The 26,964-nt window shown below is 68.6% G+C and carries 23 protein-coding genes; 9 read left to right on the top strand and 14 right to left on the bottom strand.

Going from position 1 to position 26,964, the window contains the following annotated elements:
- Positions 1–4 precede the first annotated feature (4 nt).
- Together ABNF93_RS28515 and ABNF93_RS28510 are read right to left on the bottom strand one after the other, a co-directional pair.
- The gene (locus ABNF93_RS28515) at positions 5–1,312 is read right to left on the bottom strand and encodes an FAD-dependent oxidoreductase (RefSeq protein ID WP_349331302.1); all 1,308 of its coding nucleotides are present in this window, start codon (positions 1,310–1,312) and stop codon (positions 5–7) included.
- Complete coding sequence (locus ABNF93_RS28510; protein WP_349331301.1) at positions 1,309–2,160, bottom strand: IclR family transcriptional regulator; 852 nt, start codon at positions 2,158–2,160, stop codon at positions 1,309–1,311. Before ABNF93_RS28510 ends, ABNF93_RS28515 begins: the two co-directional genes overlap by 4 nt.
- 546 nt (positions 2,161–2,706) lie before the next feature.
- Here ABNF93_RS28510 and ABNF93_RS28505 point away from each other — a divergent pair.
- The 3 genes from ABNF93_RS28505 to ABNF93_RS28495 all read left to right on the top strand — a co-directional run bounded on the left by ABNF93_RS28505 (position 2,707) and on the right by ABNF93_RS28495 (position 7,283).
- Positions 2,707–3,291: a TetR/AcrR family transcriptional regulator gene (locus tag ABNF93_RS28505; RefSeq protein WP_349331300.1), complete on the top strand. Its 585-nt coding sequence runs from the start codon at positions 2,707–2,709 to the stop codon at positions 3,289–3,291.
- Positions 3,285–5,018 (top strand): ABC transporter ATP-binding protein, encoded by a 1,734-nt coding sequence (locus ABNF93_RS28500; protein ID WP_349331299.1) that lies wholly within the window; start codon positions 3,285–3,287, stop codon positions 5,016–5,018. Before ABNF93_RS28505 ends, ABNF93_RS28500 begins: the two co-directional genes overlap by 7 nt.
- Positions 5,019–5,192: 174 nt before the next feature.
- Positions 5,193–7,283: an ABC transporter ATP-binding protein gene (locus ABNF93_RS28495; protein WP_502877639.1), complete on the top strand. Its 2,091-nt coding sequence runs from the start codon at positions 5,193–5,195 to the stop codon at positions 7,281–7,283.
- Positions 7,284–7,320: 37 nt separating this feature from the next.
- Here ABNF93_RS28495 and ABNF93_RS28490 read toward each other — a convergent pair whose 3' ends face one another.
- Positions 7,321–8,289 carry an aldo/keto reductase gene (locus ABNF93_RS28490; protein WP_349331298.1) on the bottom strand — a complete coding sequence of 323 codons (969 nt, stop codon included), beginning with the start codon at positions 8,287–8,289 and terminating at the stop codon, positions 7,321–7,323.
- A gap of 110 nt (positions 8,290–8,399) precedes the next feature.
- Here ABNF93_RS28490 and ABNF93_RS28485 point away from each other — a divergent pair, with 110 nt between their 5' ends.
- A complete protein-coding gene (locus tag ABNF93_RS28485; protein WP_349331296.1) occupies positions 8,400–8,972 on the top strand; it encodes a TetR/AcrR family transcriptional regulator in 573 nt (190 codons plus the stop codon).
- A gap of 19 nt (positions 8,973–8,991) precedes the next feature.
- Here the strand turns inward: ABNF93_RS28485 and ABNF93_RS28480 are convergent, their stop codons facing one another.
- The 8 genes from ABNF93_RS28480 to ABNF93_RS28445 form a co-directional block, all read right to left on the bottom strand.
- Positions 8,992–9,243: a hypothetical protein gene (locus ABNF93_RS28480; RefSeq protein WP_349331295.1), complete on the bottom strand. Its 252-nt coding sequence runs from the start codon at positions 9,241–9,243 to the stop codon at positions 8,992–8,994.
- Positions 9,244–9,252: 9 nt separating this feature from the next.
- On the bottom strand, positions 9,253–9,567 hold the full coding sequence (locus ABNF93_RS28475; RefSeq protein WP_349331294.1) for a hypothetical protein: 315 nt from the start codon (positions 9,565–9,567) through the stop codon (positions 9,253–9,255).
- An 86-nt stretch (positions 9,568–9,653) separates the two neighbouring features.
- Positions 9,654–11,477: a serine/threonine-protein kinase gene (locus ABNF93_RS28470; RefSeq protein WP_349331293.1), complete on the bottom strand. Its 1,824-nt coding sequence runs from the start codon at positions 11,475–11,477 to the stop codon at positions 9,654–9,656.
- 165 nt (positions 11,478–11,642) lie between these two features.
- Positions 11,643–12,038 carry a DUF5684 domain-containing protein gene (locus ABNF93_RS28465; RefSeq protein ID WP_349331292.1) on the bottom strand — a complete coding sequence of 132 codons (396 nt, stop codon included), beginning with the start codon at positions 12,036–12,038 and terminating at the stop codon, positions 11,643–11,645.
- Between the two features lie 102 nt (positions 12,039–12,140).
- Positions 12,141–13,286 (bottom strand): enolase C-terminal domain-like protein, encoded by a 1,146-nt coding sequence (locus tag ABNF93_RS28460; RefSeq protein ID WP_349331291.1) that lies wholly within the window; start codon positions 13,284–13,286, stop codon positions 12,141–12,143.
- A 79-nt stretch (positions 13,287–13,365) separates the two neighbouring features.
- Entirely contained in the window at positions 13,366–15,000 is a 1,635-nt protein-coding gene (locus tag ABNF93_RS28455) for an alkaline phosphatase D family protein (protein ID WP_349331290.1), read from the bottom strand.
- 98 nt (positions 15,001–15,098) lie between these two features.
- Entirely contained in the window at positions 15,099–15,863 is a 765-nt protein-coding gene (locus tag ABNF93_RS28450; protein ID WP_349331289.1) for a nucleoside phosphorylase, read from the bottom strand.
- A 61-nt stretch (positions 15,864–15,924) separates the two neighbouring features.
- Positions 15,925–16,851 carry a phosphotransferase family protein gene (locus ABNF93_RS28445; RefSeq protein WP_349331288.1) on the bottom strand — a complete coding sequence of 309 codons (927 nt, stop codon included), beginning with the start codon at positions 16,849–16,851 and terminating at the stop codon, positions 15,925–15,927.
- A gap of 210 nt (positions 16,852–17,061) precedes the next feature.
- Here ABNF93_RS28445 and ABNF93_RS28440 point away from each other — a divergent pair, with 210 nt between their 5' ends.
- From ABNF93_RS28440 to ABNF93_RS28420, 5 genes are all read left to right on the top strand, one after another.
- Positions 17,062–18,642, top strand: coding sequence for an ABC transporter substrate-binding protein (locus ABNF93_RS28440; protein ID WP_349331287.1), 1,581 nt, complete (start codon positions 17,062–17,064; stop codon positions 18,640–18,642).
- A gap of 82 nt (positions 18,643–18,724) precedes the next feature.
- Positions 18,725–19,684, top strand: a complete 960-nt coding sequence (locus ABNF93_RS28435; protein WP_349331286.1) for an ABC transporter permease — start codon at positions 18,725–18,727, stop codon at positions 19,682–19,684.
- A gap of 49 nt (positions 19,685–19,733) precedes the next feature.
- Positions 19,734–20,570 (top strand): ABC transporter permease, encoded by an 837-nt coding sequence (locus tag ABNF93_RS28430; RefSeq protein ID WP_349331285.1) that lies wholly within the window; start codon positions 19,734–19,736, stop codon positions 20,568–20,570.
- A complete protein-coding gene (locus ABNF93_RS28425; protein ID WP_349331284.1) occupies positions 20,567–21,601 on the top strand; it encodes an ABC transporter ATP-binding protein in 1,035 nt (344 codons plus the stop codon). Before ABNF93_RS28430 ends, ABNF93_RS28425 begins: the two co-directional genes overlap by 4 nt.
- Positions 21,601–22,560: an ABC transporter ATP-binding protein gene (locus ABNF93_RS28420; protein ID WP_502877641.1), complete on the top strand. Its 960-nt coding sequence runs from the start codon at positions 21,601–21,603 to the stop codon at positions 22,558–22,560. The genes ABNF93_RS28425 and ABNF93_RS28420 overlap by 1 nt, the downstream gene beginning before the upstream one ends.
- A gap of 106 nt (positions 22,561–22,666) precedes the next feature.
- Here the strand turns inward: ABNF93_RS28420 and ABNF93_RS28415 are convergent, their stop codons facing one another.
- The 3 genes from ABNF93_RS28415 to ABNF93_RS28405 all read right to left on the bottom strand — a co-directional run bounded on the left by ABNF93_RS28415 (position 22,667) and on the right by ABNF93_RS28405 (position 26,843).
- Positions 22,667–22,864 (bottom strand): hypothetical protein, encoded by a 198-nt coding sequence (locus tag ABNF93_RS28415; protein WP_349331282.1) that lies wholly within the window; start codon positions 22,862–22,864, stop codon positions 22,667–22,669.
- Between the two features lie 208 nt (positions 22,865–23,072).
- Positions 23,073–26,039: a discoidin domain-containing protein gene (locus tag ABNF93_RS28410; protein WP_349331281.1), complete on the bottom strand. Its 2,967-nt coding sequence runs from the start codon at positions 26,037–26,039 to the stop codon at positions 23,073–23,075.
- 237 nt (positions 26,040–26,276) lie between these two features.
- Complete coding sequence (locus tag ABNF93_RS28405; RefSeq protein WP_349331280.1) at positions 26,277–26,843, bottom strand: hypothetical protein; 567 nt, start codon at positions 26,841–26,843, stop codon at positions 26,277–26,279.
- Positions 26,844–26,964: the final 121 nt, after the last annotated feature.

Raw genomic sequence — 26,964 nt, 5'->3', positions numbered from 1 at the left:
GTCCTCACACGTGGGTCGAGGTGACGCTGTCCTGCGGTGTCCCTGGTGTGCCGGGATCCCCCGGCACGACGGCGCCCGCACGCCGAAGTCCGTCGTGGATGGCCTCGATGGGCACGTCCTGCATGCGTACGCCCGTCTTCGCCGACAGCGCCGCCATCGTTCCGACCGCCTGCCCCATGCCCATGCACGACGCCTGCACGCGGTAGGCGGAGTTGGCGGCCTGGTCACCGCAGACCGGCCGGCCGGCGACCGCGATGTAGCCGTGGTCGCGCGGAATCATCGCACCGCGCGGGATCGTGGGGAACGTCCCGACCGGCAGTGGGCGGATGTCGATGCCGTCACCGTCGGGGCGGTGGACGTCGATCGGATAGAAGCTGTAGGACACCGCCTCGGGCCAGCGCCGGCCGGTGAAGTAGTCGGCTTCGGTGATCCGGTCGAGCCCGTCGATCGTGTACGTCTCCCGCACGCCCGTCTCGATCGCCCACGCATCGACTCGTAGACCGGCCAGGCCAGGTTGACGTTTGAGGAACGTGAAGATCCGCATCATCGCGCGGCGGCCGGCGAGTTCGGCGGCGGTCTTGGCGGCACTGGTGCCGGCGCCCACGCCGGTGACGTGGATCGCGTTCTCACCGCCCTTGCGGAGAAACTTCTGGATCGGGTTGGATGCCATGTCCTCGGGCAGGAGCGAGCCTTCGGCCACCGCCTCGTCGTACGCACGAGCCAGCGCGGCATAGTCCAGGTCGTCGCGGTCGTAGCCACCCAACCGGATGATCAACGTGCCGGGCTGACGGTGGGGATTGGTCAGGCGGCGGAGTCCGGCGAGAGCGACGACGTCGGCGTCGCCGGTGCAGTCGACGAGGCGTGCCGCCCGCGTGTGCACCAACCCCTCCTTGGTGCACAGCGTGACGTCCCAGTGCGTACCGCACCAGGTGACCTCCCCGATCATCGTGTGCAGCAGCAACTCGACTCCTGCACCGGCGACGGTCTCGTCGATGACGGCGGCATAGATCGCCGGAGTCACCGGAACCTGTAGCTTGAAATGCGGAAGCTCCCAACGCGAGAAGTCGGGGAGGTCGCGGCCGGCGATCTCCACCGACCGCCGCACCATGTCCCAACCCACGCCGGCGATGATCTGGCGCCCCCAGGCATGGAACAGCCCGGGGAGGGCCACCGCGGCGACCGTGGTCGTGCCACCGAGGGCACCATTCTTCTCGACGAGCAGGGTGCGGGCGCCGGCAAGGGCGGCGTGGATCGCGGCGGGACACCCGGCCGGGCCGCCGCCGACGACGATGACGTCGTAGGCATCCCTCATATGGCGTCCACCGCAGCTGCCGGGCGCGGGGCGCCGAGCAGGGCTGACAGTTCGCCCGCGGCTCTCACGACGGCCGTACGCAGGGATTCGTCGTGGGCGGGCGTGTGGCGGACGGTGGGATAGCCGATGCAGACCGCGGCGACGGTCTCGCCGGTGTGGTCACGGACGGGCGCAGCCACCCCGCACACCCCGGGGACGTCCTCCTCGATGTTGGTGGCATAACCGCGGGTGCGTACGTCGGCGACGAGTGCGGCCAGTTCCGCTCGGGTGCGCGGTGGGCGACCGTCGTCCTGCCAGGGAGCGCTCTCGAGCATCCGCTCCCGGTGCTCGTCGCTGACGCCGGCGAAGAGGACCTTCCCCGCGGCGGTGCGGTAGAGCGGAACGGCCACCTCGTCGGTGAACCGTGCGGTCGTGGGGTTGATGTTGAGCAGCTGCCGGCTGACAAGTACGGAGATGTCGACGCGCTGGGTGTCCTTGAGGATCGCGAGATGGACCGTCTCGTTCGTACGTTCCCACAGGTCGCGAAGGATCGGCGACGCCGCGGAGGAAAGATCGGTCTGGGCGAGGTAGATCCGGTTGAGCTCGAAGAACCGCGCGCCGAGGAAGTAGTGGCGGGTGCCCTCGTCCTGGCGGAGCAGCCCATGGGTGACCAGGGAGGCGAGGAGGGTCCGGGCCGTGGACGCGTGCAGCCCGAGGAGGCCGCTCAGCGTCTTCAGCGCGATGCCGCCGGGGCCCGCCTTGGCGATGACCTCGAGCATCGCGACGCTCCGGTCGATGGCCTGGATGGACGTCCGGCGCAACGCCATGGCGATCTCGCCGGCGACAGTTCCAGGCTCCTCAGACGGCACGGGCCTCAGCTCCTTCGATCCCCTTCATGCCTGGAACGACAGTCGCTCGACACCTCGTTCGGACGCCCCCAGTCGCCCTAACGGCCCCGTCGCGCGAGACCCGGACCACACAGTGGTGCGCAGCGCAGGACACCGGCGGCCTGATCGTTCGAACGCCCCGTGGTCGTTCGACATTATCGAACGGAGTCCTACACTGCGGTGCGCGAAGATTACCGGGACGCAGTGGTCGGCAGCAAGCAGGTGACCCGCGACGACTCGAAAGCACACGTGCAGCCGCTTTCGCCAAGGGCCGGCAAAGCCTTCGACAATCCGTTGTGAGTGAGCCGCTCACTCAGTTAGCGTCTGCGCGTGTCCTTCGCACAACCGTCGCCGGCCGGCCAGCCACCGCCGCGCCCCTCGCAGCAGAGACCGCCCAGGTCATCGGCGACTCCGCCCGCGGGATCTTCCGCATCGCCGCCGACCACCCCACCGGCGCGACCCGCTGCACCCGAGGTCGCCCCACGCGGCGAGGCGCCCCGCCGGCAGCACCCGGGACGCGCCCGGCCGATGTCACCGGAGGATCGCCGCGCGGCACTGATCGACGCCACCATTCCGCTGGTGGCGACGCACGGGTCCAACGTCACCACTCGGCAGATCGCCGAGGCGGCTGGCATCGCCGAGGGAACCATCTTCCGCGTCTTCCCCGACAAGGCCGCCCTCATCCAGGCGGCGCTGACGGTCGCGCTCGACACGGCTCCCCTCCTCGACGAGATCGGCCGCATCGACCTTGACCTGCCGCTGTCCGAACGCATGACCCAGCTGACCGGCATCCTGCAACGACGGCTGATCCAGATCATCGGCCTGATCACCGCCGTCGGAATGCACCATCCTCCCGACGACGTGGAGGCGCACCGCGCGAAGGTCCGCCCCACCAACGAGTTGATCCACGAGGCGATCGCCCGCGTCCTTGAACCCGACCGGGACGAACTCCGGTGTTCACTGCACCATGCGGCACGACTCGTGCGGCTGGTGACGTTCTCCGGGTCGCACTTCATGATCACCGACGGCGATCTGCTCACTCCCGAGGAGATCGCCGCTGTCCTCCTGGACGGCGTACGCCGTCACCACCCACCCGGAGAACATCGATGTTGATCCGCCTGCTTAGTACCTTCCTACGACCGTACGCCCGATCGCTGGCGGCGGTCGTACTCCTGCAACTCGTCGGGACCATGGCCTCGCTCTACCTGCCGAGCCTGAACGCCGACATCATCGACGACGGCATCGCCACGGGCGACACCGGCTACATCGTCCGGACGGGCGGCTGGATGCTTCTCGTCACACTGGTGCAGATCGCCTGCTCGATCGCCGCGGTCTACTTCGGTGCCCGCACGGCGATGAGCTTCGGCCGGGACGTGCGTGCCGCGGTCTTCGAGCGGGTCGGGACGTTCTCCGCCCGTGAGGTCGCGCATTTCGGTGCCCCGTCACTCATCACGCGCAACACCAACGACGTGCAACAGGTGCAGATGTTCGTCGTCATGACCTGCACGATGCTCGTCATGGCGCCGATCATGTGCGTCGGTGGCGTGATCATGGCACTGCGCGAGGACATCGGCCTGTCGTGGCTGATGCTGGTGAGCGTCCCGACGCTCGTCGTCGCCACCGGCCTGATCCTGCGCCGGATGGCCCCGGCGTTCCGCGACATGCAGACCCGGATCGATGCTGTCAACCGGGTGTTGCGCGAGCAGATCACCGGCATCCGCGTGGTCCGTGCGTTCGTCCGTGAACCTCATGAGACACAGCGCTTCGGCACTGCCAACGCCGAGTTGACAGATACCGCGCTGCGGGTCGGCCGGCTGATGGCGATGATCTTTCCCATTGTCATGCTGGTGTTCAACGCGTCGAGCGTCGCGGTGCTGTGGTTCGGCGCCCTTCGGGTCGACGCCGGTGAGATCCAGATCGGCGCTCTCACCGCGTTCCTCAACTACCTGGTCCAGATTCTCATGTCGGTGATGATGGCGACGTTCATGATGATGATGGTTCCGCGCGCGGCCGTGTGCGCCGAGCGGATCGCCGAGGTGCTCGACACCGACTCCTCCGTCGTCCCGCCGGCGACTCCGGTCACGGACGTACGCACCCGCGGCGAGTTGGAGCTGCGCAACGTGCAGTTCCAGTACCCAGGTGCGGAGGAGCCGGTGCTGCGCGACGTCTCGTTCCGCGTATCTGCCGGCACGACGACCGCCATCATCGGCAGCACCGGCGCCGGCAAGACGACGTTGCTGTCGCTGGTGCCGCGGCTGTTCGACGTCACGGGCGGTGCGGTGCTGGTGGACGGCGTCGACGTGCGCGAACTCGACGAGGACCTGCTGTGGAGCCGGATCGGGTTGGTGCCGCAGAAGCCGTACCTGTTCACCGGCACGGTCGCCAGCAATCTCCGCTACGGCAATCCTGACGCCACCGACGACGAACTCTGGGCGTTTCTCGAGATCGCGCAGGCCCGCGATTTCGTCGAGGCGATGCCGGACGGCCTCGAATCCCCCATCGCACAAGGGGGTACGAACGTCTCCGGCGGACAGCGGCAGCGCCTCGCCATCGCCCGGGCGCTGGTCCGGCGGCCGGAGATCTACCTGTTCGACGACTCGTTCTCGGCACTCGACCTCGGCACGGACGCGCGCCTGCGCGCCGCCCTGCGCCCGGTCACCGCGGACGCCGCCGTCGTCATCGTGGCGCAGCGGGTGTCGACGATCCTCGAGGCCGACCAGATCGTCGTGCTCGACGACGGGGCGATCGTCGGCGTCGGCCGGCACGCCGAGCTCCTCGACTCCTGCCAGACGTACGCAGAGATCGTGGAGTCCCAGCTCACCGCTGAGGAGGCCGCATGAGCGCGAGGAGCCCCCACGGAGGGACGCCGAGGTACGAGGTGTGCCCGAGTGAGGCACCGCAGCGGTCATGCAAAGGGGGCACCGCATGAGCGCGAGGAGCCTCCACGCAGGGACGCCGAGGAACGAGGTGTGCCGGAGTGAGGCACCGCAGCGGTCATGCAAAGGGGGCACCGCATGAGCGAGCGCAACGAGCACGAGTCGGCCACCACACGACCCCAGGGTGAAAGCGTGAGTGAGAACGGAAGCAAGACGGTTCCCGGCCGTCTGCCGGAAGCAGGCCAGCGGGCCCGGTCGGGTGGGCCGCCCTGGATGGCGGCGGGGATGCCGGCCGAGAAGTCGATGAACTTCGTACCGTCGGCCAAGCGGCTGCTCGGGCGGCTCCGCCCGCAACGGCTTCAGCTGGCGGCCGTGATGGCCCTCGCCCTGGTGAGTGTGGCGTTCAACGTCATCGGACCCAAGATCCTCGGTCACGCGACCGACATCATCTTCGAGGGCGTCATCGGCAAGCAGCTTCCGGCCGGAGTCACCCAGGAGCAGGCTGAGCAGGCCGCACGCGCGAGCGGGAACGACGAGTTCGCGAACCTGCTCTCGGGCATGAATGTGGTGCCCGGCGCCGGCATCGCCTTCGACCGGTTGGCAGCGGTGTTGCTGCTGGCGATGGGGCTCTTCGCTGCCGCGAGCCTGCTTGCCTGGTTGCAGGGTCACCTGTTGGCCGGCGTCGTGCAGAACGCGATGCTGGCGTTGCGCGCCGACGTCGAGGACAAGCTCAACCGGCTGCCCCTTCCGTACTTCGACAAGCAACCACGCGGTGAGCTGCTGAGCCGGGTGACCAACGACATCGACAACATCTCCCAGAGCCTGCAACAGACGTTGAGCCAGCTGCTCACCTCGCTGCTGACGGTCATCGGCGTCCTGGTCATGATGTTCGTCGTCTCACCGCTGCTGGCCGTGATCGCGCTGGTGGCGGTGCCGCTGTCAGTCCTCGTCACCCAGCAGATCGGGAAGCGTTCCCAGAAACAGTTCATCGCGCAGTGGACGCACACGGGGACACTGAACGCCCAGATCGAGGAGGCGTTCACGGGGCACGAACTGGTGAAGGTGTTCGGCCGCCACCGTGAGGTGCGGGCCACGTTCGCCGCCAAGAACGAGGAGCTGTTCAAGGCGAGCTTCGGCGCGCAGTTCATCTCCGGGATCATCATGCCGACGATGATGTTCATCGGGAACCTCACCTACGTGGTGGTCGCGGTGGTCGGCGGCCTGCGGGTCGCGTCGGGCGCGATGACGCTCGGCGACGTGCAGGCGTTCATCCAGTACTCCCGGCAGTTCACCCAGCCGCTCACGCAGGTCGCGTCGATGGCCAACGTCATGCAGTCCGGCGTCGCCTCGGCAGAGCGGGTGTTCGACCTGCTCGACGCCGACGACCAGACTCCGGACCCGGCCGAGCCGGCACGCGACACCGTGCGCCGGGGCCGCGTGGAGTTCGACCGGATCTCCTTCCGGTACGCACCCGACAACCCGTTGATCGACGACCTCTCCCTGGTGGCGGAGCCAGGTCACACGGTCGCGATCGTCGGGCCGACCGGAGCCGGCAAGACGACGCTGGTCAACCTGATCATGCGGTTCTACGAGCTCGACGGCGGCCGGATCACCCTCGACGGCGTCGACATCACCGCGATGCGGCGCAGCGAACTGCGCGGCGAGATCGGGATGGTGCTGCAGGACACCTGGTTGTTCAACGGCACGATCCGCGACAACATCGCCTACGGCCGCCCGGGGGCGAGTGAGGAGGAGATCCTCGCCGCCGCAAGGGCGACGTTCGTGGACCGGTTCGTGCACAGCCTGCCCGACGGCTACGACACCGTGATCGACGAGGAAGGCAGCAACGTCAGCGCGGGCGAGAAGCAGCTGATCACGATCGCGCGGGCGTTCCTCGCCGATCCGTCGCTGCTCATCCTCGACGAGGCGACGAGCTCGGTCGACACCCGCACGGAGGTGCTGGTGCAGCACGCCATGGCGGCGTTGCGTTCGGACCGTACGAGCTTCGTCATCGCGCACCGGCTGTCCACGATCCGCGACGCCGACCTCATCCTCGTGATGGAGCACGGCCAGATCGTCGAGCAGGGCACGCATGCCGAACTGCTCACGGCCGAGGGTGCGTACTCCCGGCTCTACAACGCGCAGTTCTCGCAGGCACTCGTCGACGTCGACGCGGAGGTGATGGAAGCGGGCGCGGGTGCCGGCGGTGCCGCCCTCGCTCCCCGATGATCCCGCCTGGGCCTCTCGCCTCGGCAGATGGGGGCGGTCATCCACCGCAGCGACGGGACACCTCGTCGAGGCGTTCGAGCTCGGTAGGGGTGAGCCGGATGTCCATCGCACCTGCACTCTCCGTGGCGTGATGGGGCTTCGAGGCGCCCGGGATCGCCACTACGGTGTCGCCGTAGAAGGTGGTCAGCCAGCTGAGTGCCACCTGTCCGACCGAGGCCCCGTGCGCCTTCCCGATCGCGCGGAGCTCCTCGATGAGGGGAGCCGTGCGGGCGAGCTTGCGGTTGCCGTGTCCGACCGCCATCCGGCGCATGACGGGAAGCGACCGCGCCCTGGCCGGATCGTCGTGGAACATGCCGGTGAGGATGCCCATTCGCAGTGGTGCGTACGCGATCAGCGACACGCCGAGCCGGCGAGCGGTCTCCAGCACGCCGTTGCGTTCGACATCGCGGTGCAGCAGGTTGATCTGCACCTGGTTGGCGGCGAGCGTCATTCCGTACGACCGCAGCAGTCGACTGGCCTTCTCCATCTGCCGGGCGGAGAAGTTGCTCACCCCGACCGCCGAGACCTTTCTCTCCTGCGCGAGCTTCGCCATGGCGTGCACCTGCCTGGACAGGGAGGACACACTTCCGTACGGCATGTGGATCTGGTGCAGGTCGATCGGGAAGCCCTGCAACGATGCCAACCTGGCGTCGACCGTGCGGGTGATGCTCGACGCTGTGCGCGCCAGCGGTGCCCACTTGGTGGCGATCACGACCTCGCCGGGTTCGATGCCGCACCCGCGCAAGGCGGTCGTGAGTGAGCGTTCCGACCGGCCCCTGCCGTACATCTCGGCCGTGTCGAACCAGGAAATCCCCGCATCGAGTGCGGCCCGGACGACCGCATGGACGGCCGTCTCGGCGAGGACTGGATAGAACCCCTCGACGAGGCCCGAGCCCGCGAACTGCATGCAGCCGAGCCCGATGGGCGTGATCTCGAGCTGCGTCGTACCCAACCGTCGCTTGTCCATAGTCACGTCCCTGGTCGTCTTCGCGGTTCGTGAGCACCCCGTATGAGACATCACTGTCTCAATCACAGGCATCGATGTCAAGAATCGAGACGTCGCGATAACATCCGGGGATGGTGAAGAAAGGTCGCGCCCTGCATGATCACGTCGCCGCCGGAATCCTCGAGTCGGCGGCGGTGGCGTTCGCTGAGCGCGGCGAGGCGGTCCCCATGGCCGAGATCGCGCGGGCCGCGGGCGTGGGGCGGGCCACCCTCTACCGCTACTTCCCCACCAGACACGCACTCCTGCAGGGATTGGCGGAGGCGGGTGTCGAGGAACTGCGCGAGCGGATCGCCGACGCCGAACTCGACACCACCCCGGTGCAGGAGGGAATCGCCCGCCTGACAAGGGGAGTCGTCGCGGCGGGGAGCAAGTACGCCGTCCTCGCGCAGGCCGGGAAGAAGCATGTCGAAGACGCGGCCGAGTTCGATCGCCGGATCAACCAGCCCGTGCGTGACCTGCTCCGCCGAGGCATCGACGACGGCAGCCTTCGCGATGACCTTCCGGCAGACGTTCTCTTCGCGATGTACACCGGGCTGTTGGAAAAGGCGCTCCAACTCGTGATCCGGGAGCAGTTCGGGGTCGAGCGGGCCAGCGCTTCAGCCGTCAGCGTGTTTCTCGACGGAGCGGGATCCCACCGGCAGTGAACGCCACGAGGGTGCCGGATCAGCGGTCTCGACGGCCGTGCGACTGGGGCCGGTGCCGTCGCCTCATCCGGCGAAGATACTGCCCGGCCCGACGCTGCCGAATCTCGTCCAGCTTTCGTACGAGCGGATCCGAGAACGCTTCGTAGTAACCGATCTCGGCGGCGCTGGACTCTCCGTCGTCGACGACCTTCCCCAGCACAAGCCGATCCTGGTCGAGGGGAGGTACGGGACCCACGTGCGGACGCGATCCGGCGTCGTCGTGATCGGGCATCGTCCTACGCTATCCAATCCCCCGGGCGACAAACGCGTCCATCGCCGCGACCACCTGCCGGAGGGCGCGCTCGGCGTCTTCCTGGTCGAGAGCCCAGGTGGCGTAGTCGCACACGTGATCTGCCCGCTCCACCCACGCGCCGGGCCAGGCCTGCGTGTCCCACCAGAGCTCCTGCACCGTCCACCCGGGGCGAACGAGCACCGCCCGCGCGAAGTGCAGCAGCGGTCCGGCAGGGGTGTAGCCACCACCAGGCAGGATGATCGCGATCTGCCGCGGGTCACCGGCGGAGCGGGTCTGTTCGGGCGAGACAGTGAATGCTCGCATGACGCCTCCTCCCATCGCGACTTTCCCGGAGCGTACGTCGATCGCCAGGTCGGCACGTGGTTCGCCAGCCACGGAGCCGCCGGCTTCTACCCGCGGACCACGGTGGATGCGTCGATGAGCCACCGGCGTCCGTCGCGTACCAGCGTGTAGCGGTGCACCTCGTTGAACTGCCGGCCGTCGCGCCCGGTGTAGTCCACCCGCGCGACCACGGTGGCCGGGTTGCCGCCACTGGCCGAGAGCACCGACGCCTCCACGGACCGGAACTGGGACCACCACGACCGGTAGTTGGCATAACTGCCGGAGGTCGCCTGCCGGTAGCGCGAGCTCAGCCAGGTGTAGGCGGTGTTCGGGTGGTCCGGCATCAACCGGTAGTAGGCGAGGAGCGTTTCCCTGGCGCTACGACTGGGCTTGTTGGCTTTCTGGTCGTTGTTCGCTGTGGTCGACGGCGAGGTGTCGGGGCTGGGAGAGCGGTCAGGTGTCCGCTGCGGTTCGCTCCGGCGAGCCCGCGGGTCAGGTGTCGCACCCTCGGACTTCTCCCCCTGATCGGCCCTGCCGGTCGGCGCGCCGGTCGGGTCACCGATGCCCAACAACGTGGGCAGCGCGAACGCTGCGGCGAGGCCGGCGAGAGCGAGTACGCACGCCAGGGCGCCGACCCAGACTGCGGCCCGCGTCCGCCGGGAGGTCGGCGGGCCGGTGGGTCCGACGTGCACCGGCGCGATCCTGTCGCCCGGTGGCGCGGGCGTGTCCGGTCCCTCCTGCGTGGACGCCTCGCCCCACTCGACCGAGATCACCTGCGCGAAGGGGGCCTCCTGTGGTGGCACGTCGCTGGCCGGTGAGGAGTCGGCCGGTGAGGAGTCGGCCGGTGCGACCTCCTGCGTGGGCGGCTCCTCGACCGACTCGCGTACCGGGGTCGACTCGCGTGCCGAGGCCGAATCGCCTGCCGACGCCGACTCGCCAGCAGGCACGGACTCGCCAGCAGGGACGGACTGTCCGGCCGGCGGAGGGGCGGGCGTTGGGCCGGGAGACGAGCGGACGGGCAGAACCGGCGGCAGAAGTGTCGTGTGGTCACGGGCAGTGCCCCCGCCCCTCGATGCGAGGGCCTCCAGCACCCGGCTGGCTTCGGTCATGCTCGGGCGCCCAGCCGGGTTCGGATTGAGCATCCGCAACAGCACAGGTGTCATCACGCCGGCCTGCCGTGGCGGGTTGATCTGCCCGGACGCGACCCGATGCAGCAGCGCGATGGCGTTGTCGTGCCGACCGAACGGCGGCGCGCCCTCGATCGCGGCGTACAACGTCGCGCCCAGCGAGAAGACGTCGGACGCGGACGTCGCGTTCTCCCCCTTGGCGACCTCCGGCGACAGGAACGCGGGAGTGCCGGAGATCAGCCCGGTCATGGTGATGGTGACGTCGCCGGCCGCCCGTGCGATCCCGAAGTCGACAATCTTGACCGTGCGAGCATCACCGTCGCCCAGCAACACGTTGCCCGGCTTGACGTCGCGGTGGACCACCCCGACCGCGTGCGCGGCGGCGAGCGCGCTCGCGGCCTGGACACCGATCTGCGCCACCTCAACCGGCGGAAGAGGTCCGCGTTCCTCGACGACCTCCGACAGGCTCTTCGAGGGGAGGTACTCCATCACGAGACACGTGTGCCCCTCGTCCTCGACGACGTCGTAGATGGCGATGACGTTCGGATGCTGGATCCGCGCCGCGATGCGACTCTCGCGCCTCGCGCGCTGCTTCGCCTCCTCGGCCTCGGCTCCGGCCAGGTAGGCCGGCAGCAGCAGTCGCTTGACCGCGACCGTGCGTCCGAGTCGTTCGTCGTACGCCTGCCAGACGACACCCATCCCGCCACTGCCGATGCGTACGCCCAGGCGATACCGGCCGGCGATCAGCCGGTCGTCCTCACTCATCCTGCCCCACTCGTCCCACCCCTGAGAACTCCCACCCCTGTGGCGACAACCCTAGGACCGCCCGGGGCGTGGCGCGTCGTCAGGGTTGATCAGTGAACGGAGCTCCGAGCATGAGTGTGGCCCCGGAACCAGGTGCGGTCCGGGGCCACGGTGAGAGCCGGTGGTTCAGGCGGTGGCGTGAGCGCCAGCGCCAGCGACCTGTGGGCCCTGGTACTGCGCGCTGCCGAAAGCGAGCATCGGGAAGCCGATGATGCCGAAGAGCCACAGTCCGAAGAAGCCGAAGACGCCGCTCTTGCCGAACGACTTCGCCACATCAAGCGAGACGATGATCGAGATGACGATGTTGACCAGTGGGACGAAGTACAGAATCGTCCACCAGCCTGGCCGTCCGGCGATCTTCAGCAACACATAGATGTTGTAGATGGGGATGATCGCGGCCCAGCCGTACTGTCCCGCCTTGGAGTAGACCTTCCACATCGAGGCGATCATCAACACCAGGATGGCCAGGTAGATGATCATTACGACCGGACTGATACCGGCGCCCGGATCGGTTCCGTTCACGTAGTCCTCCTTGTCGACAAACAGGGACGACACCTTAGGGCATGCCAGGCAACGCGCGATTCGCTTGTCCACAGGGGCGGGCGCGGGGGAAGGCGTTCGACCTCATTCGTGCACGACAACTCCGGTCTCGTGCGCGCGAATCCAGTCCCAGTTGAGCGTGACGCCCAGGCCGGGTCCGGTCGGCACCGGAACACAACCCTCGCCGTCGACGGAGTCCAGGTCGTCTGCGTAGCCGTCGGCGTACACCTGGCAATGGTTGCGTTTCGCGTCGAGGCCGGGCGCGACCAGGCCGAGCTCGTAGTAGTTGGTGTTCCGGATGGCCGCCATGCAGTGCCGGTGAGCCGCGCCGGGTGCGTGGATCTCGCAGTCGAGGCCGAATCCCTCCGCGGCGTGGGCCAGCTTCATGACGCCGGTGATGCCGCCGTCGTAGTCGGCGTCGGCGCGTACGAAGTCGGTGCCGTCCGCGACGATCTGGTCCACGTGCGGTTCGAGTCCGCGGACATGCTCGCCCAGCAGCAGCGGCGTGCGGATCAGCTGGCGGAGCTTGCGGTGCGCGAACGACGAGACACCGCCGTCCTTGTACGGGTCCTCGTACCAGAAGTAGTTAGCCTCGTCGCACGCCCGGCCCACCTTCAGCGCGTCGGCGAAGGTTTCGTACTCGCAGGCCGGGTCGATCATCAGGTCCATTCCGTCGCCCACCGCCTCACGGGTCGCGAGGACCGCGGCCACCTCGCGCGCGATCGGCCCGTTGCCCCAGCCGTGGATCTTGAACGCCGGATAGCCCATGTCGCGGCACTGCACGGCGAAGTCGGCGAACGCCTCGGGTGTCGACAGTCCGCCGTTCTCGTCACCGTGGTAGGTGGAGGCGTAAGCGGGCAGCTTGGTCCGGAAGCCGCCGAGTAGCTCGTAGATCGGCGCGTCGTAGGCCTTGCCGGCGATGTCCCAGAGTGCGATGTCGATCGGCCCGATGCCGAACCGGTCCTGCTTGCGCAGGGCGCGTTTCAGGTCGTTCCAGATCAGCTCGCGTGTCAAGGCGTCCTTGCCGATGAGGTACGGCGCGACCATGCCGACCTGCGCGTAGGCGATTCCGCTCCCGCCGGCATACTCTCCGGTGATGCCGGCGTCGGTCTCGATCGTGAGGACGTGGCCCGCGTGCCGCGTGGTGCTTCCCCGTTGGTAGACGTTGTTGAAGCCGTTGTAGTCGACGCCGAGATCGGGCATCGTCCATGCGTAGGTCCGGACGGTCACGCGCCGGATCCGAAGGTCCCGGGACATCCTGCTCAGTTCCTCTCTCGTGGTGCGGCTTGTCCCGGCCGGCCACCCCTCGTCAGGTCCGGGACTGGGTGTCGAGCTGGAGACCTGGACTGCCGGCCTCGGTGACGAACGTGGCACGGGTGCTGATCGGCGCGCCAGGGGTGGAGACGTACGGCGTCACCAGATGGTCGGACTGGCAGCGCTCCGGGGTGACGGTCATGCGAATGTAGCCGCGCTGGCTGTTCATGAACTTCACGTGCGGGTTCGCGGCCAGCACTGTCCGGTCGTGCTCGTCGAGGTCCGCACCGTCCTGGCCGGAGGTGACCGACGTCCCCGTGAACTCGACGGCGACCGTGGGCGAGTCGGGATCGTCGAAGTTCGCCTTCAGATCCGACACCATGTGCCGGTGCCGGTCGCCGCTGACCACCACCGGGTTGGCGACACTCCTTTCGGTGAACGCCTGGAAGAGCCGGTCCCGCGCCGGTTTGTAGCCGTCCCACGCGTCCATGAACAGCGGCATCGGTTCGGCGGTGTCGAGGTCGCACTGGGTGATGGGTACCTGGTTGGCGAGCACGTTCCACGTCGCACCGGCATGGGCGAGTCCGTCGTAGAGCCAGCTTTCCTGGTCGAAGCCGAGCATCGTGCGCGCCGGGTCGAGGCGTTCGGCGCAGTCGACTTTCGTGCCGTCTCCGCAGGCCTGGTCATCGCGGAACATCCGGCCGTCGAGAACGTGGAAGGTCGCGAGGCGGCCGTAGGTGAGGGTCCGGTAGAGCTGGATGTCAGGACCGCTTGGCTTCTGGGGAAGGCGCAGCGGCAGGTTCTCGTAGTAGGCCTGCGCGGCCGCGGCCCGTCGTACGCGAAACTCCGCCGGGTCCTGGCCGATGTCGCGCGAGATGTCGCCAGCCCAGTTGTCGTCCACCTCGTGGTCGTCCCAGGTGTGGACGAACGGCGCCGCCGCGTGTGCGGCCTGCAGGTCGGGATCGCTGTGGAACAACGCGTGCCGGTTGCGGTAGTCGGCGAGCGAGAGCGGTTCGTTCCGGATCTCCGTTGGCAGCGCGGTCTTGCGATGCAGGCCGTCCGCCGGGATGGTGTTCTCGTAGATGTAGTCGCCCAGGTGGAACACCACGTCGAGGTCGTCTTCGGCCATGTGCCGGTACGCGGTGTAGAAGCCGCCCCACCACACCTGGCAGGAGGCGACACCGAAGCGGAGCTCGCTCAGGTCGGCGCTCGTGGCGGGAGGGGTGCGGGTCCGGCCGACCGGGCTCTCGAACTTGCCCGTACGAAAACGGTAGAAGTACTCGCGCCCGGGTTTGAGGCCGTTGACCTCCACATGGACGCTGTGGCCCAGCTCGGGAACGGCTGGCGCCTCGCCTCCCCGGATGACCGTCCGGAAGCGTTCGTCATGCGCCATCTCCCAGCGGACACTCACCCGTCGGTCGGCCATGCCGCCCCGGCCGTCGAGAGCGAGCGGTTCCGGTGCGAGGCGCGTCCAGAGCACCACACCCGAGGGCTGCGGATCGCCGGACGCGACGCCGAGGGTGAACGGGTACTCCGTCGAGGCGAGTGGTGCCGCCGAGGCCTTCGCATGGGTGAACCCGGCCGCGTACATCCCCAGTCCACCCAGGCCGGCGGCGAGCAGTGCGCGTCGTTCGATCCCCGCCCGCCGCCCGCGTACCGCCTCGGCTCCCCAGCTGTTGTTCCTCGCCATCGTGCCGCCCCCTCCGACGCTCGTCGTCCCGGCCGGGACCACGGTATTGCGCCGGTTGGTCCGGGTTCGGAAGGTTGAGGACTTCCGGCCGTGACCGGTCAGGAACTCGGCGTGAGGGCGTCCCTGGCGGCGACAAGGAGGGCGCGCAGGTTCGGCCGGAGGCGCTGGGTCTTGAAGTGGCCGGCCCATCCCCGCTCCGTCAGCAGGTCACTCACCACGAAACCGGCGGCGGCGTCGTACCCTCGGACCTCGGCCACCGCGAACACCGCAGCCGCCTCCATCTCGACGGTGAGAACGCCCTCGGTCTGGTAGCGCCGCACTTCTTCGGCCGTCTCCCGATAGGGAGCGTCTGTCGTCCAGGTCGTACCGACCCGCACCGACGTCGTTCCAGCGTTCGTCTGGAGCTCGCGGGTGAGCCGCGCCGCCAGCTCGGTGGACGGAGTGCAGAAGCGGGCGGGCGGCAGGTAGTGGTGCGACAGGCCCTCGTCGCGGAGGGCGCGGTCGGCGACGACGAAACCGCACGGCTCCTGGTCGTTCTGGAGGCCGCCGGCCATGCCGATCACGATGAACTGGCGTACGCCGTGGGCACCGAGCTCCTCGACCAGCATGGCCGCCGCGGGCGCACCGACACCGATCCCGCCCACAAGTGCCACCTGGCCATCGGTGGCGTCGAGCCGGTGGACATCACCCCGGTACGCCCACGGATAGGTGCTGGTCGGCTCGGAGTCGAGCACCTCGCGCAACAACCAACGGGGATAACACAGGACGGCCGCCCGGGGTGGGTCTGCGGGGAACGGCCCGGCGGGGAGCGGGACCAGGGAGTCCGAGCGGTGCTTGCCTTCCGTCATCGGGTACGACGTCATGCCGCCAGCCTGCCGGGCGGCAGGTGATCGCGCCAGGCCAACAAGACCGCGGGGTCGCCGGTCACACCGTGGGAACGCCAAGGCGGTCGAGGTCGGCTTCGATGGCTTCGCGGTGCACGGCGAACCAGTCGCCCCCGGCGCGCAGCTCGTCGCGCAGGACGATGGTCGTCCAGATCATCCGGTAGACCGCCAGCCGGAGGGACAGGTCGGAATCCGGGTCCAGGCCGTAACCGTCGAGCAGGAATGCCAGTGACGCGGGATCGGCCCGCGAGAAGCGGCTGAGGTCGAACACCGGATCGCCGGCGGCGACGTCGCCCCAGTCGATGATGCCGGTGAACTCGTCCCCGTCGGCGAACACGTGCCGTGGATGCAGGTCGCCGTGCAGGAGGACGGCCGGCCCGTCGTACGCGACGGTCTCGCGATGACCGTCAAGCCCGATCCGCAGGCGACTGGCCAGGCCGGGAGTGAGCACCTCGTGGGCGACCAGTTCGTTCAGACAGTCGAACGGTTCGTTCGTGAACTCCGCCCAGGTGGCGTACGGACCGCGAGGTGTCGGAAGGTCGCCGGGCGCGTCGTGCAGGAAACCGAACCCGTCGGCGTGCAGGGCGTGCAGCACGCGGAGCTGGCGACCCGCTTCGACAAGGGCGCCGTGGCCTTCGCCGACGCCGGCACCGGACAGTCGGCGCATGAGCACGAACGGTTCGGGCAGCGTGGCGCGGTCCAACTCGAGCGCGACGACCTCGGGAGCCGATACTCCGGCCGCGCGAACCGTTTCGCAGGCCCATGCCTCCGCGTGGAGGCTGGTCGCGTCACCCGCCTTGAGCACGTAGTCGCCAGCCGGCGTCCGGACCATGAAGTCCTGGTTGCCGACGTAGCCGGCCAGCGTCGTCACACCGTCGACCGTCGTACGCAGGCATCGCGACACTGCGTCCGCCACCTCGTCGCCGGTCAGCGGAACGGGCGCGACCACCGGCCGCAGCTCGGTCATCAGGCACGCACCTTTCGTTGGACGAGGGTGCCCTTCACCCGGACCTGTGGGAGGAAGGGGCCCCTCATCCAACCGCACAGGTCACCCGACCGCAGGGCCGGCACGCACCTGGCGGGAAAGAAGCTGCCTATTCACAGCGGAAGCCGTAAAGCGTTAACGTCGTCGCTCGAACCGCACTTGACCGCAGGTCGTCACAACGGGAGGCAAGTCGTGCGTACGACGTCACGCCGGGCAACGGTCGCCGGACTCGCGCTCATGCTGGCGACCAGCCTGGCAGCCGCGGCCTGCAGCCCCGCCGGCAGCGGTATGACCGGCGACGGTGGCGGGGGTGGCGGCGCTCCCGGCAAGGACGACGGACCGTTCATCGTCGCGCGGACGGCCGACATCGACCTTGTCGATCCCGCCCGGGCCACGGCGTTTCCCACCGTGCAGACCCTCGACCTCGTCTACGACACGTTGCTCGAGACCGACGACGACGGCGAGCTGGAACCAGGCCTCGCGACCGAGTGGACCGTCGGCGACGACGGGAGGACCGTCACCCTGACGCTGCGCAACGGCGTGGAATTCCACAACGGCGAGACCTTCACCGCCGCGGACGCCAAGGCCACGCTCGAACGCATCCTCGACGAGGAGACCGGCTCGGTCGTCGCGTCGTACTTCGGCAACGTCGACACCATCGAGACACCGGACGACCAGACGCTGGTGCTCACCCTGCGCCGACCCGACACGGCCCTGCTCAACGTGCTCACCTACGTCGGCACGTCGATGCTCGACCAGCAGGACATCGAAGCCGGCAAGGTACAGCGTGCGGTCAACGGCACGGGTGCGTACCGCTGGACCGAATGGGAGCAGGGCCAGAAAGTCACACTCACCGCGAACCGTGACTACTGGGATGGCGCGCCCACACTGCCAACCGTGGAGTTGCGGGTGATCCCGGACGAGTCGTCGATCCTGTCCGGGATGGTGGCCGGCAGCCTCGACCTCGGCCTCGTCTCCGATCCCAGCGTCGCCAAACAGGTCGACGAGGAGAAGGTGCAACTCCTCAGTACCGACACGTTGGCCTATCACGTCCTGCAGCTCAACGGCCGGCGCGGCCCGCTGCGAAACCTGGCCGCCCGGCAGGCGATCGCGTGTGCGCTCGACCGCGACGAGGTGATCGACACCGCGTACTTCGGCACCGGCGAAGCCACCGGGCCGATCACGTCTCCGGCGTACGAGTTCGACGCCCTGCAAGGGCTTCCGTGTGACCCACCTGACCTCGACGCGGCGAGATCCCTGCTGGAGAAGGCGGGACATCCCGACGGGTTCACGCTCGACACGATCGTCATGGTCGGCAACTACGCGACCGCGAGCACCATCGCACAGTCGGTGCAGGCGCAACTCGCGAAGATCGGCGTACGCCTGAAACTCCAGCAACAGCAGAGCAGCGTCTACGTCAAGGCGTGGCTGGCTGCGGACTACGACGCGGCGGTCGCGAAGAACGGCGGGAGCACGGATCCGTATCTCATGTACGGCCGGTACTTCGAGAAGAACGGCAGCCTCGCGGGGCCGGCCGGTCTGGCGGACGAACAGCTCGACCAACTGCTCCGCGACGCCAACGCGACCACCGACCCGGCCGAGCGGGAGCTGCTGTTCGGTGAACTGCAGCAGGAAATGCTCCGGCTCTCGCCCTGGGTGTGGATCGCGAGCGACCAGAGCTACTACCTCGTGGGCAAGGACGTGAAGGGGTTCAAGGCCCTGCCGACGGACTCCCTCGAGTACCTCACGCAGACCCGGGTCGGCGGCAGCTGACGTGGCTGAGAGTTCTGAGGTGGCGGAAACCCTGAGATGGCGGGGACCTGAGATGGCGGGGATCTGAGATGGCTGGCGCCTGGTGACACTGCGGTACCTCGGTGGCCGGTTGGCCGGCGCGGCGCTGACGATGGTCGGCGTCGCCGTGGTGGTGTTCCTCGTCCTGCGCGCACTGCCTGGTGACGCCATCATCGCCAAGCTCGGCACGGAGTCCGGCGTCCTCGACGACGCCCAGCGAGCCGCCCTGGAGCGTTACTACGGGCTCGACCAGCCGCTACCCGCGCAGTTCGCCAGCTGGTTGGGAAGCGTGGTCACTGGAAACCTCGGCGTATCGATCGACTCCGGCCGGTCGGTGGCCGGGCTGATCGCCGCCGCCATGCCGGTGACCGTGGAGCTGGCGGTGTTGGCGACGCTCATCTCCACGCCGATCGGGGTGGCGCTCGGGATGCTGGCGGCGAGTAGGCCCGGGCGGGCGCGGGACGTCGGCGTGCAGGCGTTCGGGCTGCTGGGGCTCGCTCTGCCGGAGTTCGTTCTCGCGTCGGTGCTGGTCGGGTTGCTCGCGGCGTGGTTCGCGTACTTTCCCGACCCCGGCATCTACGTACCCCTCACCGAGTCGGTCGCCGGCAACCTCAGTCAGATGATCTACCCCGCGTCGGTGTTGTCGGTGGGACTGGTCGCCAATGTCATGCGGACGACCAGATCGGCGTTTCTCGAGGTGGCCCGCGCCGACTTCGTACGTACGGCACACGGAAAGGGGCTGTCCGCGCAGCGGGTGCGGCTGCGGCACGTGCTGCACAACGCGTCGATCCCGATCGTGACGATCGTCGGCATCCAGTTCGGCTACCTGCTGGGCGGCACGGTCATCATCGAGCAGATCTTCGCGCTGCCAGGGCTCGGCCGGTTGCTGCTGACCGGGATTGTGCAACAGGACCATGCTGTCGTGCAGAGTACGACGCTGCTGATCGCGGTCGCCTTCGTGCTCGTGAACCTGCTCGTCGATCTCGTCTACCGGCTGCTCGACCCGAGGACGCGACTCGCATGACCATGCCCATGCTCATGCGCTTGCCCATGACCATGACCAGGTTGCTCGCATGACGGCGTTCCTGCGACAGGTCTGGCTGGACCGCAACGGCCGGATCGGGCTGGTGGTGACGGGCCTCTTGCTGGTCGTGGCGCTGGCGGCGGCGCTGCGGGTGACGCCGTACGACCCGATCGCCCAGCACCCGGTGGACCGCCTCACCGGTCCATCGCCCGCGTACTGGTTCGGCACCGACCAGTTCGGCCGCGACATCGCCTCGCGGGTCTTCGCCGGTATCGGCTCGTCGCTGCGGGTCGCCGTGTTGTCGGTCGGGCTGGCCGGGCTGCTCGGATCGGTTGCGGGGGTGGCGTCCGGCTATGCAGGCGGCGTGTGGGACCAGGTGGCCGGTCGCGTCAGCGATGTGCTTTTCGCCTTCCCTGCCACGCTTCTCGCGCTCGCCGTCATCGCGGCGCTGGGACGGGGCTGGTTCAACACCGCGATCGCTGTCGCCGTCGTCTTCCTGCCGATCTTCGTCCGGGTGGCGCGAGGCCCGACCCTGGCGGTGCGCGAGGCCGACTTCGTACGCGCGGGACGTGTCCTCGGTTTCTCGACCGGGCGGATCGTGTTCCGGCACGTGCTGCCGAACGTCAGTGCGCCGATCGTCGTCCAGGTCGCGCTCGCGCTCTCGTGGGCGATCATGACCGAGTCGGCGTTGTCCTTCCTGGGTCTCGGTACGCAACCGCCCGATCCGTCGCTCGGCGCGATGGTGAGCGAGTCCCGGACGTTGGTCACCTCGGCATGGTGGGTGCTCGCCTTCCCCGCCGCGGCCATCGTGGTGGCCGTGCTGGCGTTGAACCTGCTCGGTGACGGCCTGCGTTCCGCACTCGACCCGAAGGAACAGAGCAGATGACGGCCGGCGGTGTGGAGGGTACGACGGACGCGGTGGGAGCTGCTGCGGACGCTGACGGCGAGGCGGTGCTGGCCGTCCGCGACCTGCGGGCATCAGTGTCGTCGGGTGCCGGCCGGGAGGTGCCGATCGTGCGGGGCGTGTCGTTCGACGTCCGGGCAGGCGAGACGGTGGCGCTCGTCGGGGAGAGCGGAAGCGGCAAGTCGTTCACCGCGTTGGCCCTCATGGGCCTGCTTCCCGACGGCGCGCGGGTCACCTGCGGGTCGGTCCGGCTGGGCGGCCGCGACCTGCTCGGCCTCGACGCACGGGCGCGGCGGGCGTCCCGCGGTGCTGACATCGCCATGATCTACCAGGACCCGATGACGTCGCTCAACCCGCTGATGCGGGTCGGTGACCAGGTCGTCGAAGGCCTCGAAGCCCACGGGACAAGGGGGTCAGCGGCTCGCCGACGTACTCTCGACACCCTCGCCGAGGTCAGCCTGCCCGATCCGGAACGCCTCGCACGGTCCTATCCGCACCAGCTCTCCGGCGGGCAGCGGCAACGCGTGATGATCGCGATGGCAGTGGCCCTGCGCCCGCGCGTGCTCATCGCCGACGAACCGACGACCGCGCTCGACGTCACCATCCAGCAACAGATCCTCACGCTCGTCGACTCCCTCGCCAGGCGGACCGGCCTCGCCGTCATCTGGATCACCCACGACCTCGGTGTCGTCGCACGGATCGCCCGCCGGGTACTGGTGATGTACGCCGGGCGGCTGGTCGAGTCAGGTCCGAGCCGGGCGTTGTTCCGCACGCCACAGCATCCGTACACCACCGGGTTGTTGCGGTCGCTGCCACCGATGCGCGGGGACGAACGCCCGCCGCTCCCCCAGGTCGGGGGCGCTCCACCGGACATCGCGGCACTGCCGGCCGGTTGTGCGTTTCATCCCCGGTGCCCGCAGCGGATCGATCAGTGCGTACGAGAAGAACCGGTGCTGGAGCAACGCGGTACGAACCTGGCGGCCTGCTGGGTTCCGCGGGACCGGTGGGTGTGATGCTCACCGTCGAGTCGCTGGTCAAGCACTACCGCGGGCGCGGCGGTGGTGTGGTGCGTGCCGTCGACGGCGTTTCGTTCTCCGTGAGACGCGGCGAAACGCTAGGCGTAGTGGGAGAATCGGGGTGCGGAAAGTCGACGACCGCCACGATGGTGGTCCGTCTGGACGATCCGACGTCAGGCCGGATCCTGCTGGACGGCGAGGACATCACGCGGGCGCGCGGTGCACGGCTGCGGTCGGTGCGGCGGCGGATCCAGCTCCTCTTCCAGGATCCGTACTCCGCCTTGAATCCGCGCCTCACCGTCGAACGCACGCTCGCCGAGGTGCTCCAGGTGCACGGCCTCGGCCGCGACGATGCGGCACGGCGGGCGCGGGTGGACGAGCTTCTCTCGCTGGTGGGACTGTCCGGATCGGTCGCGAGACGTTATCCCCACCAGCTTTCCGGCGGCCAACGGCAGCGGGTCGGCATCGCCCGCGCGCTGGTCGTCTCGCCAGAGGTGCTGGTGCTCGACGAACCGGTGTCCGCCCTGGATGTGTCCGTGCGCGCCGAGGTGATGAACCTGCTTGCCCGGCTACAGGGCGAGCTCGGACTCACCTATCTGTTCATCTCCCACGACCTTGGGATGGTCCGGCACATCAGCGACCGGATCGCGGTGATGCATCTCGGCAGGATCGTCGAACTTGGCACCTGGCGGCAGGTTTCCGATTCGCCGCTGCATCCCTATACGCGTGCGCTGCAGGACGCGGTGCCCGTGCCCGATCCTGAAGCCGAGGCCCGGCGAGCGGCCCCGGTGGTGGTAGGCGACGTGCCGGACGCCGCGCATCCGCCGTCCGGGTGCCGGTTCCATCCGCGCTGTGCGTACGCCGAAGATGTGTGCCAGCGCGACGATCCCCTGCTGCGGGAGGTGGGAGCCGGCCGTTTCGCTGCCTGTCACTTTGCCGAACGTCTGGAATCGTAGAGACGCCGACGACACGTGGCCGAAGGTCGGACTGGGGCGGCTGCCGGTGCCGCAACAACGTCCGCCGCACAGTAGCCGTGGTGGACGGTGCGCGTAACGACCCCCGTCACGAGGATGGCTGCGGCACCTTGCACGTGATCTTCGGGTTGACGCCCACATAGTTCAACGGTCCGGCCACGACCGTGATCACTACGTTCCCGGCCTCGGCGCAGCTTGCCTCGGAGTCTTGGAAGTACCCCCGCTGGACCGCTGCCAGGGCGCCGATGGCGAGCCAGATGACGACGACAACTGCTGCAATCCGCATAGCGAACCTCCAGATCCCTCTGCGGGTCGCGAGAGAGGAGCGACCGAGCAGTGAACATCACACATATGGACGGATTTGCGAGGCCATAAACGTATGACGAACAACCACCCGGCCGCTTCCCACGCCACACGACGCTCCCGCGGTGGGCGGCCCACCGGCGTTCGGTTGGGCGGGCGCGCCGCATCGGGAGGCTGTCGCGGCGCGTGTGTCAGCGTGCCTGTGCGGTGCGCACCCCCCGAGCAGCGTCGTACGCGACCTCGAGTTCCGCCGCCGATGCCAGGCCCGCCCCTCCGTCGACTGCCTCGAGGCGTACGTATCGCGCGTCCCGAGCCGTCCCGAGCCGCACCACCTTGGTCGAAAGGTCGAGTGACCAGGTTCCGCTGTCCACGACGGTGAAGCTCTCGCCATCCCTACTGGTGGAGAGGCGGTAGCGCGTGATGATGCCGTTGTTGTTCACGTCGTGCCGCGGCTGATAGATGAACGCCTCGACCGGATAGTCGCCGCCCAGGTCGAGGGTGATCGTGTGCGGTTGCGGCGCCGGCGGGTCGAAGCGGCTGTGCCACATCGTCGTGCAGGAACCGTCGATGGCTTTCGACGGTTCGAAGCCCTCCTGGTACGACGATGCCGTCGCACTCATCCGTTCCTGGGGAACGTAGGTGAAACCGCTGAGGTCCTCACCCTCGTCGGTGCCCCCGATCAAGGGTGTCAGCGCGACGTCGAGCTCACCGATACCGGCACGCCCGCGACACCCGGCCTCGAGCGCTTCCAGGCGTACGAACCGGGCGGACTGTTCCGGCCAGCTCGCGGTCTTCGTCGCATTGGTCAGCGCCCAGGAACCTTCGGCGACAGGTGAGTAGGTCCTGCCATCGTTGCTGAGCCACACCCGATAGCGCGTGGTGATGCCGATCGGCGACGCCTGCAGCCGCGGTTGCGCGACGATCCCGTGCGTCTTGTAGCGCGCACCGAGATCGACCGTGATCGCCTGCGGTAGCGGAGCGACCTGTTCGTGCTCGGCCCACCACCAGGTTTCCGGCCGGTCGTCGACCGCCCGCGCGGCCTCATAGGTATACCCGCCAAGGAATCCGGTGCTCGTCGTCGCGGACGCCTCGAGATCTGCCTTGGGCACGAACCGCGGACGCGGCGCGGTCGCCGACACCGCGAAGTCGTCGAACTGCGCATGGTTCCAGCCGCTCACGACCAGCCCGACGGAACCAGTGCGTTGCCGCCTGTCCTCGACCGTCGCCAGTCGTTTGTCGTCGACCTCCACACTGATCGCCGAACCACGCATGTGCAGTGCCATCGTGTGCCAGGTGCCGACTTCGACCTCGACCGTGCCAGTCGCAAGAACCTGGTCTCCGCCGTACTGGTCGTGACTGGTGAGCTCCCAGGTCCGGTCGCTCGCGACGCGGAGGTGATAGCCGCTGAGCTTGGTCTCCCTTGTCGCCGGATGACCCGACGACCGCCCGACGAGTTCCACATGGCCGGGGCCGTCGAGCATGAACGCCGTCCGCACGCGGTAGTCGCCCCACCATCGCGGATCCCCGACCACGGTCGTCGGATCCATCAGCCCGGCGGAGTTCCACGTGATCGGTTGCTGGGGAGTCTGTTGCTGGTAGCACATGCCGGCGCGACCGGCCGCACAAGGCGCGGTCTCGAAACTGCCGTTGAGATCGGAGAAGTACGCAGCGAGCTTGCCAGGTTCGTCGTCGTCGAAGGATTCGCGGTACGGAAGCGGCATTTCCTCGCCTATCCCCGCGTGCGGGCGTGCCGAGCCCTTGCCCTGCCCCGTCGTACTGCTGAGCGTGTAGACGTGCCCTGGCTCCAGCGTCATGGTGAAGGAGCCGTCGACCGGTTGGATTCCCTTCGTACGCACGAAATCGTCGGCCTGGGTGGCGGTCCCGACATCGGTGGACCACACCTGGACGCCATCGGTGGGAAGTCCTCCGGTGACGTCGAACTCCACCGTGGCCGGCTCGGTGGCGTCCAACGTCTCCACCACCGTGGTGAAGTCGTCGGCGGCCGGCGACACCATGCTCACGTAGCTCGCACCGGAGTCGAGATAGCCGCTGCCGGTGTCGAGATAGCGCCAGCCCGGGTCGGTGAACTGCGTCGTGTGCGCGAACGCCCATACCGTCGACCCGACCTGGTAGTGGCCGGACCACGGCCATTCGGCGAGGATCGTACCGGTGTCGGCGATGGGGAAATGGGCGTACCACGCAGAGACCGCGGACCATGTCAGGTACCCCGTCAGCCGAGCGTCGACGTACATCCGGTTGATCGACCGAGCGGCCGGCGCCGCGCCCACGTCGTGTGCCTGCGCGCTGACCTCGCTCATCCACAGCGGTTTGTCGAGGCCGCGCGCGGTCTCGGTGCTGTGGCACTCCCTGCGCTGGTCGCGGTTGCCGCACGCGAAGTGCACGCCGGCGATGTCGACCGCGTTGTCGAACGCCGGGTTCGCGGCCATGTCGTCGGCCACCCGCCACAGATCTTCGCGACAGCACTCGTCGGCCGCGATGATCTCGATGTCGGGAAACCGCTCAGCCAGCGCCTTGTCGAAGGCGACGTACCAGTCCGTGTCGTAGCCGCGTTCGTTCCAGCCGCCCACGTAGTCGATGCGCAGGCCGTGTGAGGCCGCACAGTCAAGCCAGGAAAGGATGTAGTCGATATTGTCCTGACTCCAGAAGCCGCCGTCGAACCAGCCGGGCGCCCCCCATTCGAGCGCGGCGAGCTTGATGGCGGGGTTGCGCTTGCGGGCCTGCTTCATGAGCCACCATTCGTAGCCCCGGTCGCAGTCGACGACACCGGGCTCGCGTTGGTGGCTCGGTTCCGCGCCGTCGGTGGAGTTCGTCTCGCCGCCGATCTCGACCTTGAGAATGTCGAGCGCCGCTCCGTACGCCGGCGTGAAGAGATAGTCCAGCACCTGGCTGCGTTCCGGTTCGGGGTAGTCGGCGAGCAGCCGGGACGAGGCTCCGGCGCTCACCGCTCCGACACCGTTGAAGGTCCGCCCGCCGGCGCGCCCGTCGACGGTGATCGTCCCGCCGGTAGCCGGCGCCGCGGCGAGCGCCTCGGTGTTCGTCGTACGATCCTGCGCCGCCGCGGGCATCGCGACCGCCAGACCCGCACATGCGACGACGACGGCCATCAGCAGGTGCCGGAGCCGATCCCGCCGCGGCACGACAACACCTCGCCAGCAAGCAGCGCGTCCCACGAGCCCACCCCTTCGCCATCGGACGTGACGGATCGTGCCGGTCCATGCTGGTCAGAGGTTAGACCACAATCCATGGCCGGCAAAGGTCGATGTCCGGCCCCAGCACACCGTCCCGGGAGGTGGTCCGGCTACCGCGGAGGAGTCGCTACGCCCGCTCAGCGGTAACAGTCGCGCGCTCCGGTCCCGTGCCGCGGAGTGGCGACGTCAGGACGACGATTCCCGCTGAACGTCTGGCGGGCCGGCCGCGCGCTTTCTCCGGGTCATGCCGAACCCGACGCCGATCGCCAGGACGGCGAGGACGACCGGCGCAAGTACCAGCGCATATCCAGCGGCGCCGGCATGGTCGTCCACCGGAAGCCACGCGGGGAGAAAGCCCTGGTCCGGCTCGATCGGTGCCGGCCGCGGGCCCCACAGCCGACGGGTGGCGGTGCAGCCGTTGTCGCGGTACGGACTGGTCGCGTTGGTCGGATGGAACTCGTACAACGCGCCGACGGCGAACCGCCGGTCCGACGATGACACACCGTCCGCGGCCGGGTTCTCGACCGTCACCTGGTCGCCGTTCTCAGTGACCACCGTGGCGGTCCGCCCGCCGTCGTCGGTCGCGATGACCGTTCCCTCGAACGCATGTGCCGAAGGCGCGGGGCGCTCCGCACAGTCCGCATACGCCGCAGGCGCGAGCCCGAGCGAGAGACCCACGGCGATGACGCCACCAAGGACGCTCCCCCGCACGCCACTGCACAGCGCCGCCCTGCACCACCACGCGCCCGTCACACCGTGATCATGACCGTGATCGTGAAGGTTTTCCAGTCGTATGGACCGCATTCCCTTCATGATCATGGCGGCGTCGGCGTCGCAAGTGGCGCCCACGTCGCAGGGGACGCCCACGGCCACA

It is taken from the genome of Actinopolymorpha sp. B9G3, from assembly GCF_040120725.1.
Taxonomy (GTDB): Bacteria; Actinomycetota; Actinomycetes; order Propionibacteriales; family Actinopolymorphaceae; genus Thermasporomyces.
The sequence above is the reverse complement of the archived record's forward strand: the minus strand, read 5'-3'. Positions and strand labels throughout refer to the sequence as shown.

Excerpts from the sequence above, each read along its gene's own strand:
- ABNF93_RS28430 (WP_349331285.1), top strand. The coding sequence starts at position 19,734 with ATGACGGCGTTCCTGCGACAGGTCTGGCTGGACCGCAACGGCCGGATC.
- ABNF93_RS28470 (WP_349331293.1), bottom strand. The coding sequence starts at position 11,477 with ATGAGTGAGGACGACCGGCTGATCGCCGGCCGGTATCGCCTGGGCGTA.
- ABNF93_RS28500 (WP_349331299.1), top strand. The coding sequence starts at position 3,285 with ATGTTGATCCGCCTGCTTAGTACCTTCCTACGACCGTACGCCCGATCG.
- ABNF93_RS28485 (WP_349331296.1), top strand. The coding sequence starts at position 8,400 with ATGGTGAAGAAAGGTCGCGCCCTGCATGATCACGTCGCCGCCGGAATC.
- ABNF93_RS28420 (WP_502877641.1), top strand. The coding sequence starts at position 21,601 with ATGCTCACCGTCGAGTCGCTGGTCAAGCACTACCGCGGGCGCGGCGGT.
- ABNF93_RS28515 (WP_349331302.1), bottom strand. The coding sequence starts at position 1,312 with ATGAGGGATGCCTACGACGTCATCGTCGTCGGCGGCGGCCCGGCCGGG.
- ABNF93_RS28505 (WP_349331300.1), top strand. The coding sequence starts at position 2,707 with ATGTCACCGGAGGATCGCCGCGCGGCACTGATCGACGCCACCATTCCG.
- ABNF93_RS28475 (WP_349331294.1), bottom strand. The coding sequence starts at position 9,567 with ATGCGAGCATTCACTGTCTCGCCCGAACAGACCCGCTCCGCCGGTGAC.
- ABNF93_RS28495 (WP_502877639.1), top strand. The coding sequence starts at position 5,193 with ATGAGCGAGCGCAACGAGCACGAGTCGGCCACCACACGACCCCAGGGT.
- ABNF93_RS28425 (WP_349331284.1), top strand. The coding sequence starts at position 20,567 with ATGACGGCCGGCGGTGTGGAGGGTACGACGGACGCGGTGGGAGCTGCT.
- ABNF93_RS28455 (WP_349331290.1), bottom strand. The coding sequence starts at position 15,000 with ATGGCGAGGAACAACAGCTGGGGAGCCGAGGCGGTACGCGGGCGGCGG.
- ABNF93_RS28445 (WP_349331288.1), bottom strand. The coding sequence starts at position 16,851 with ATGACCGAGCTGCGGCCGGTGGTCGCGCCCGTTCCGCTGACCGGCGAC.
- ABNF93_RS28480 (WP_349331295.1), bottom strand. The coding sequence starts at position 9,243 with ATGCCCGATCACGACGACGCCGGATCGCGTCCGCACGTGGGTCCCGTA.
- ABNF93_RS28415 (WP_349331282.1), bottom strand. The coding sequence starts at position 22,864 with ATGCGGATTGCAGCAGTTGTCGTCGTCATCTGGCTCGCCATCGGCGCC.
- ABNF93_RS28450 (WP_349331289.1), bottom strand. The coding sequence starts at position 15,863 with ATGACGTCGTACCCGATGACGGAAGGCAAGCACCGCTCGGACTCCCTG.
- ABNF93_RS28490 (WP_349331298.1), bottom strand. The coding sequence starts at position 8,289 with ATGGACAAGCGACGGTTGGGTACGACGCAGCTCGAGATCACGCCCATC.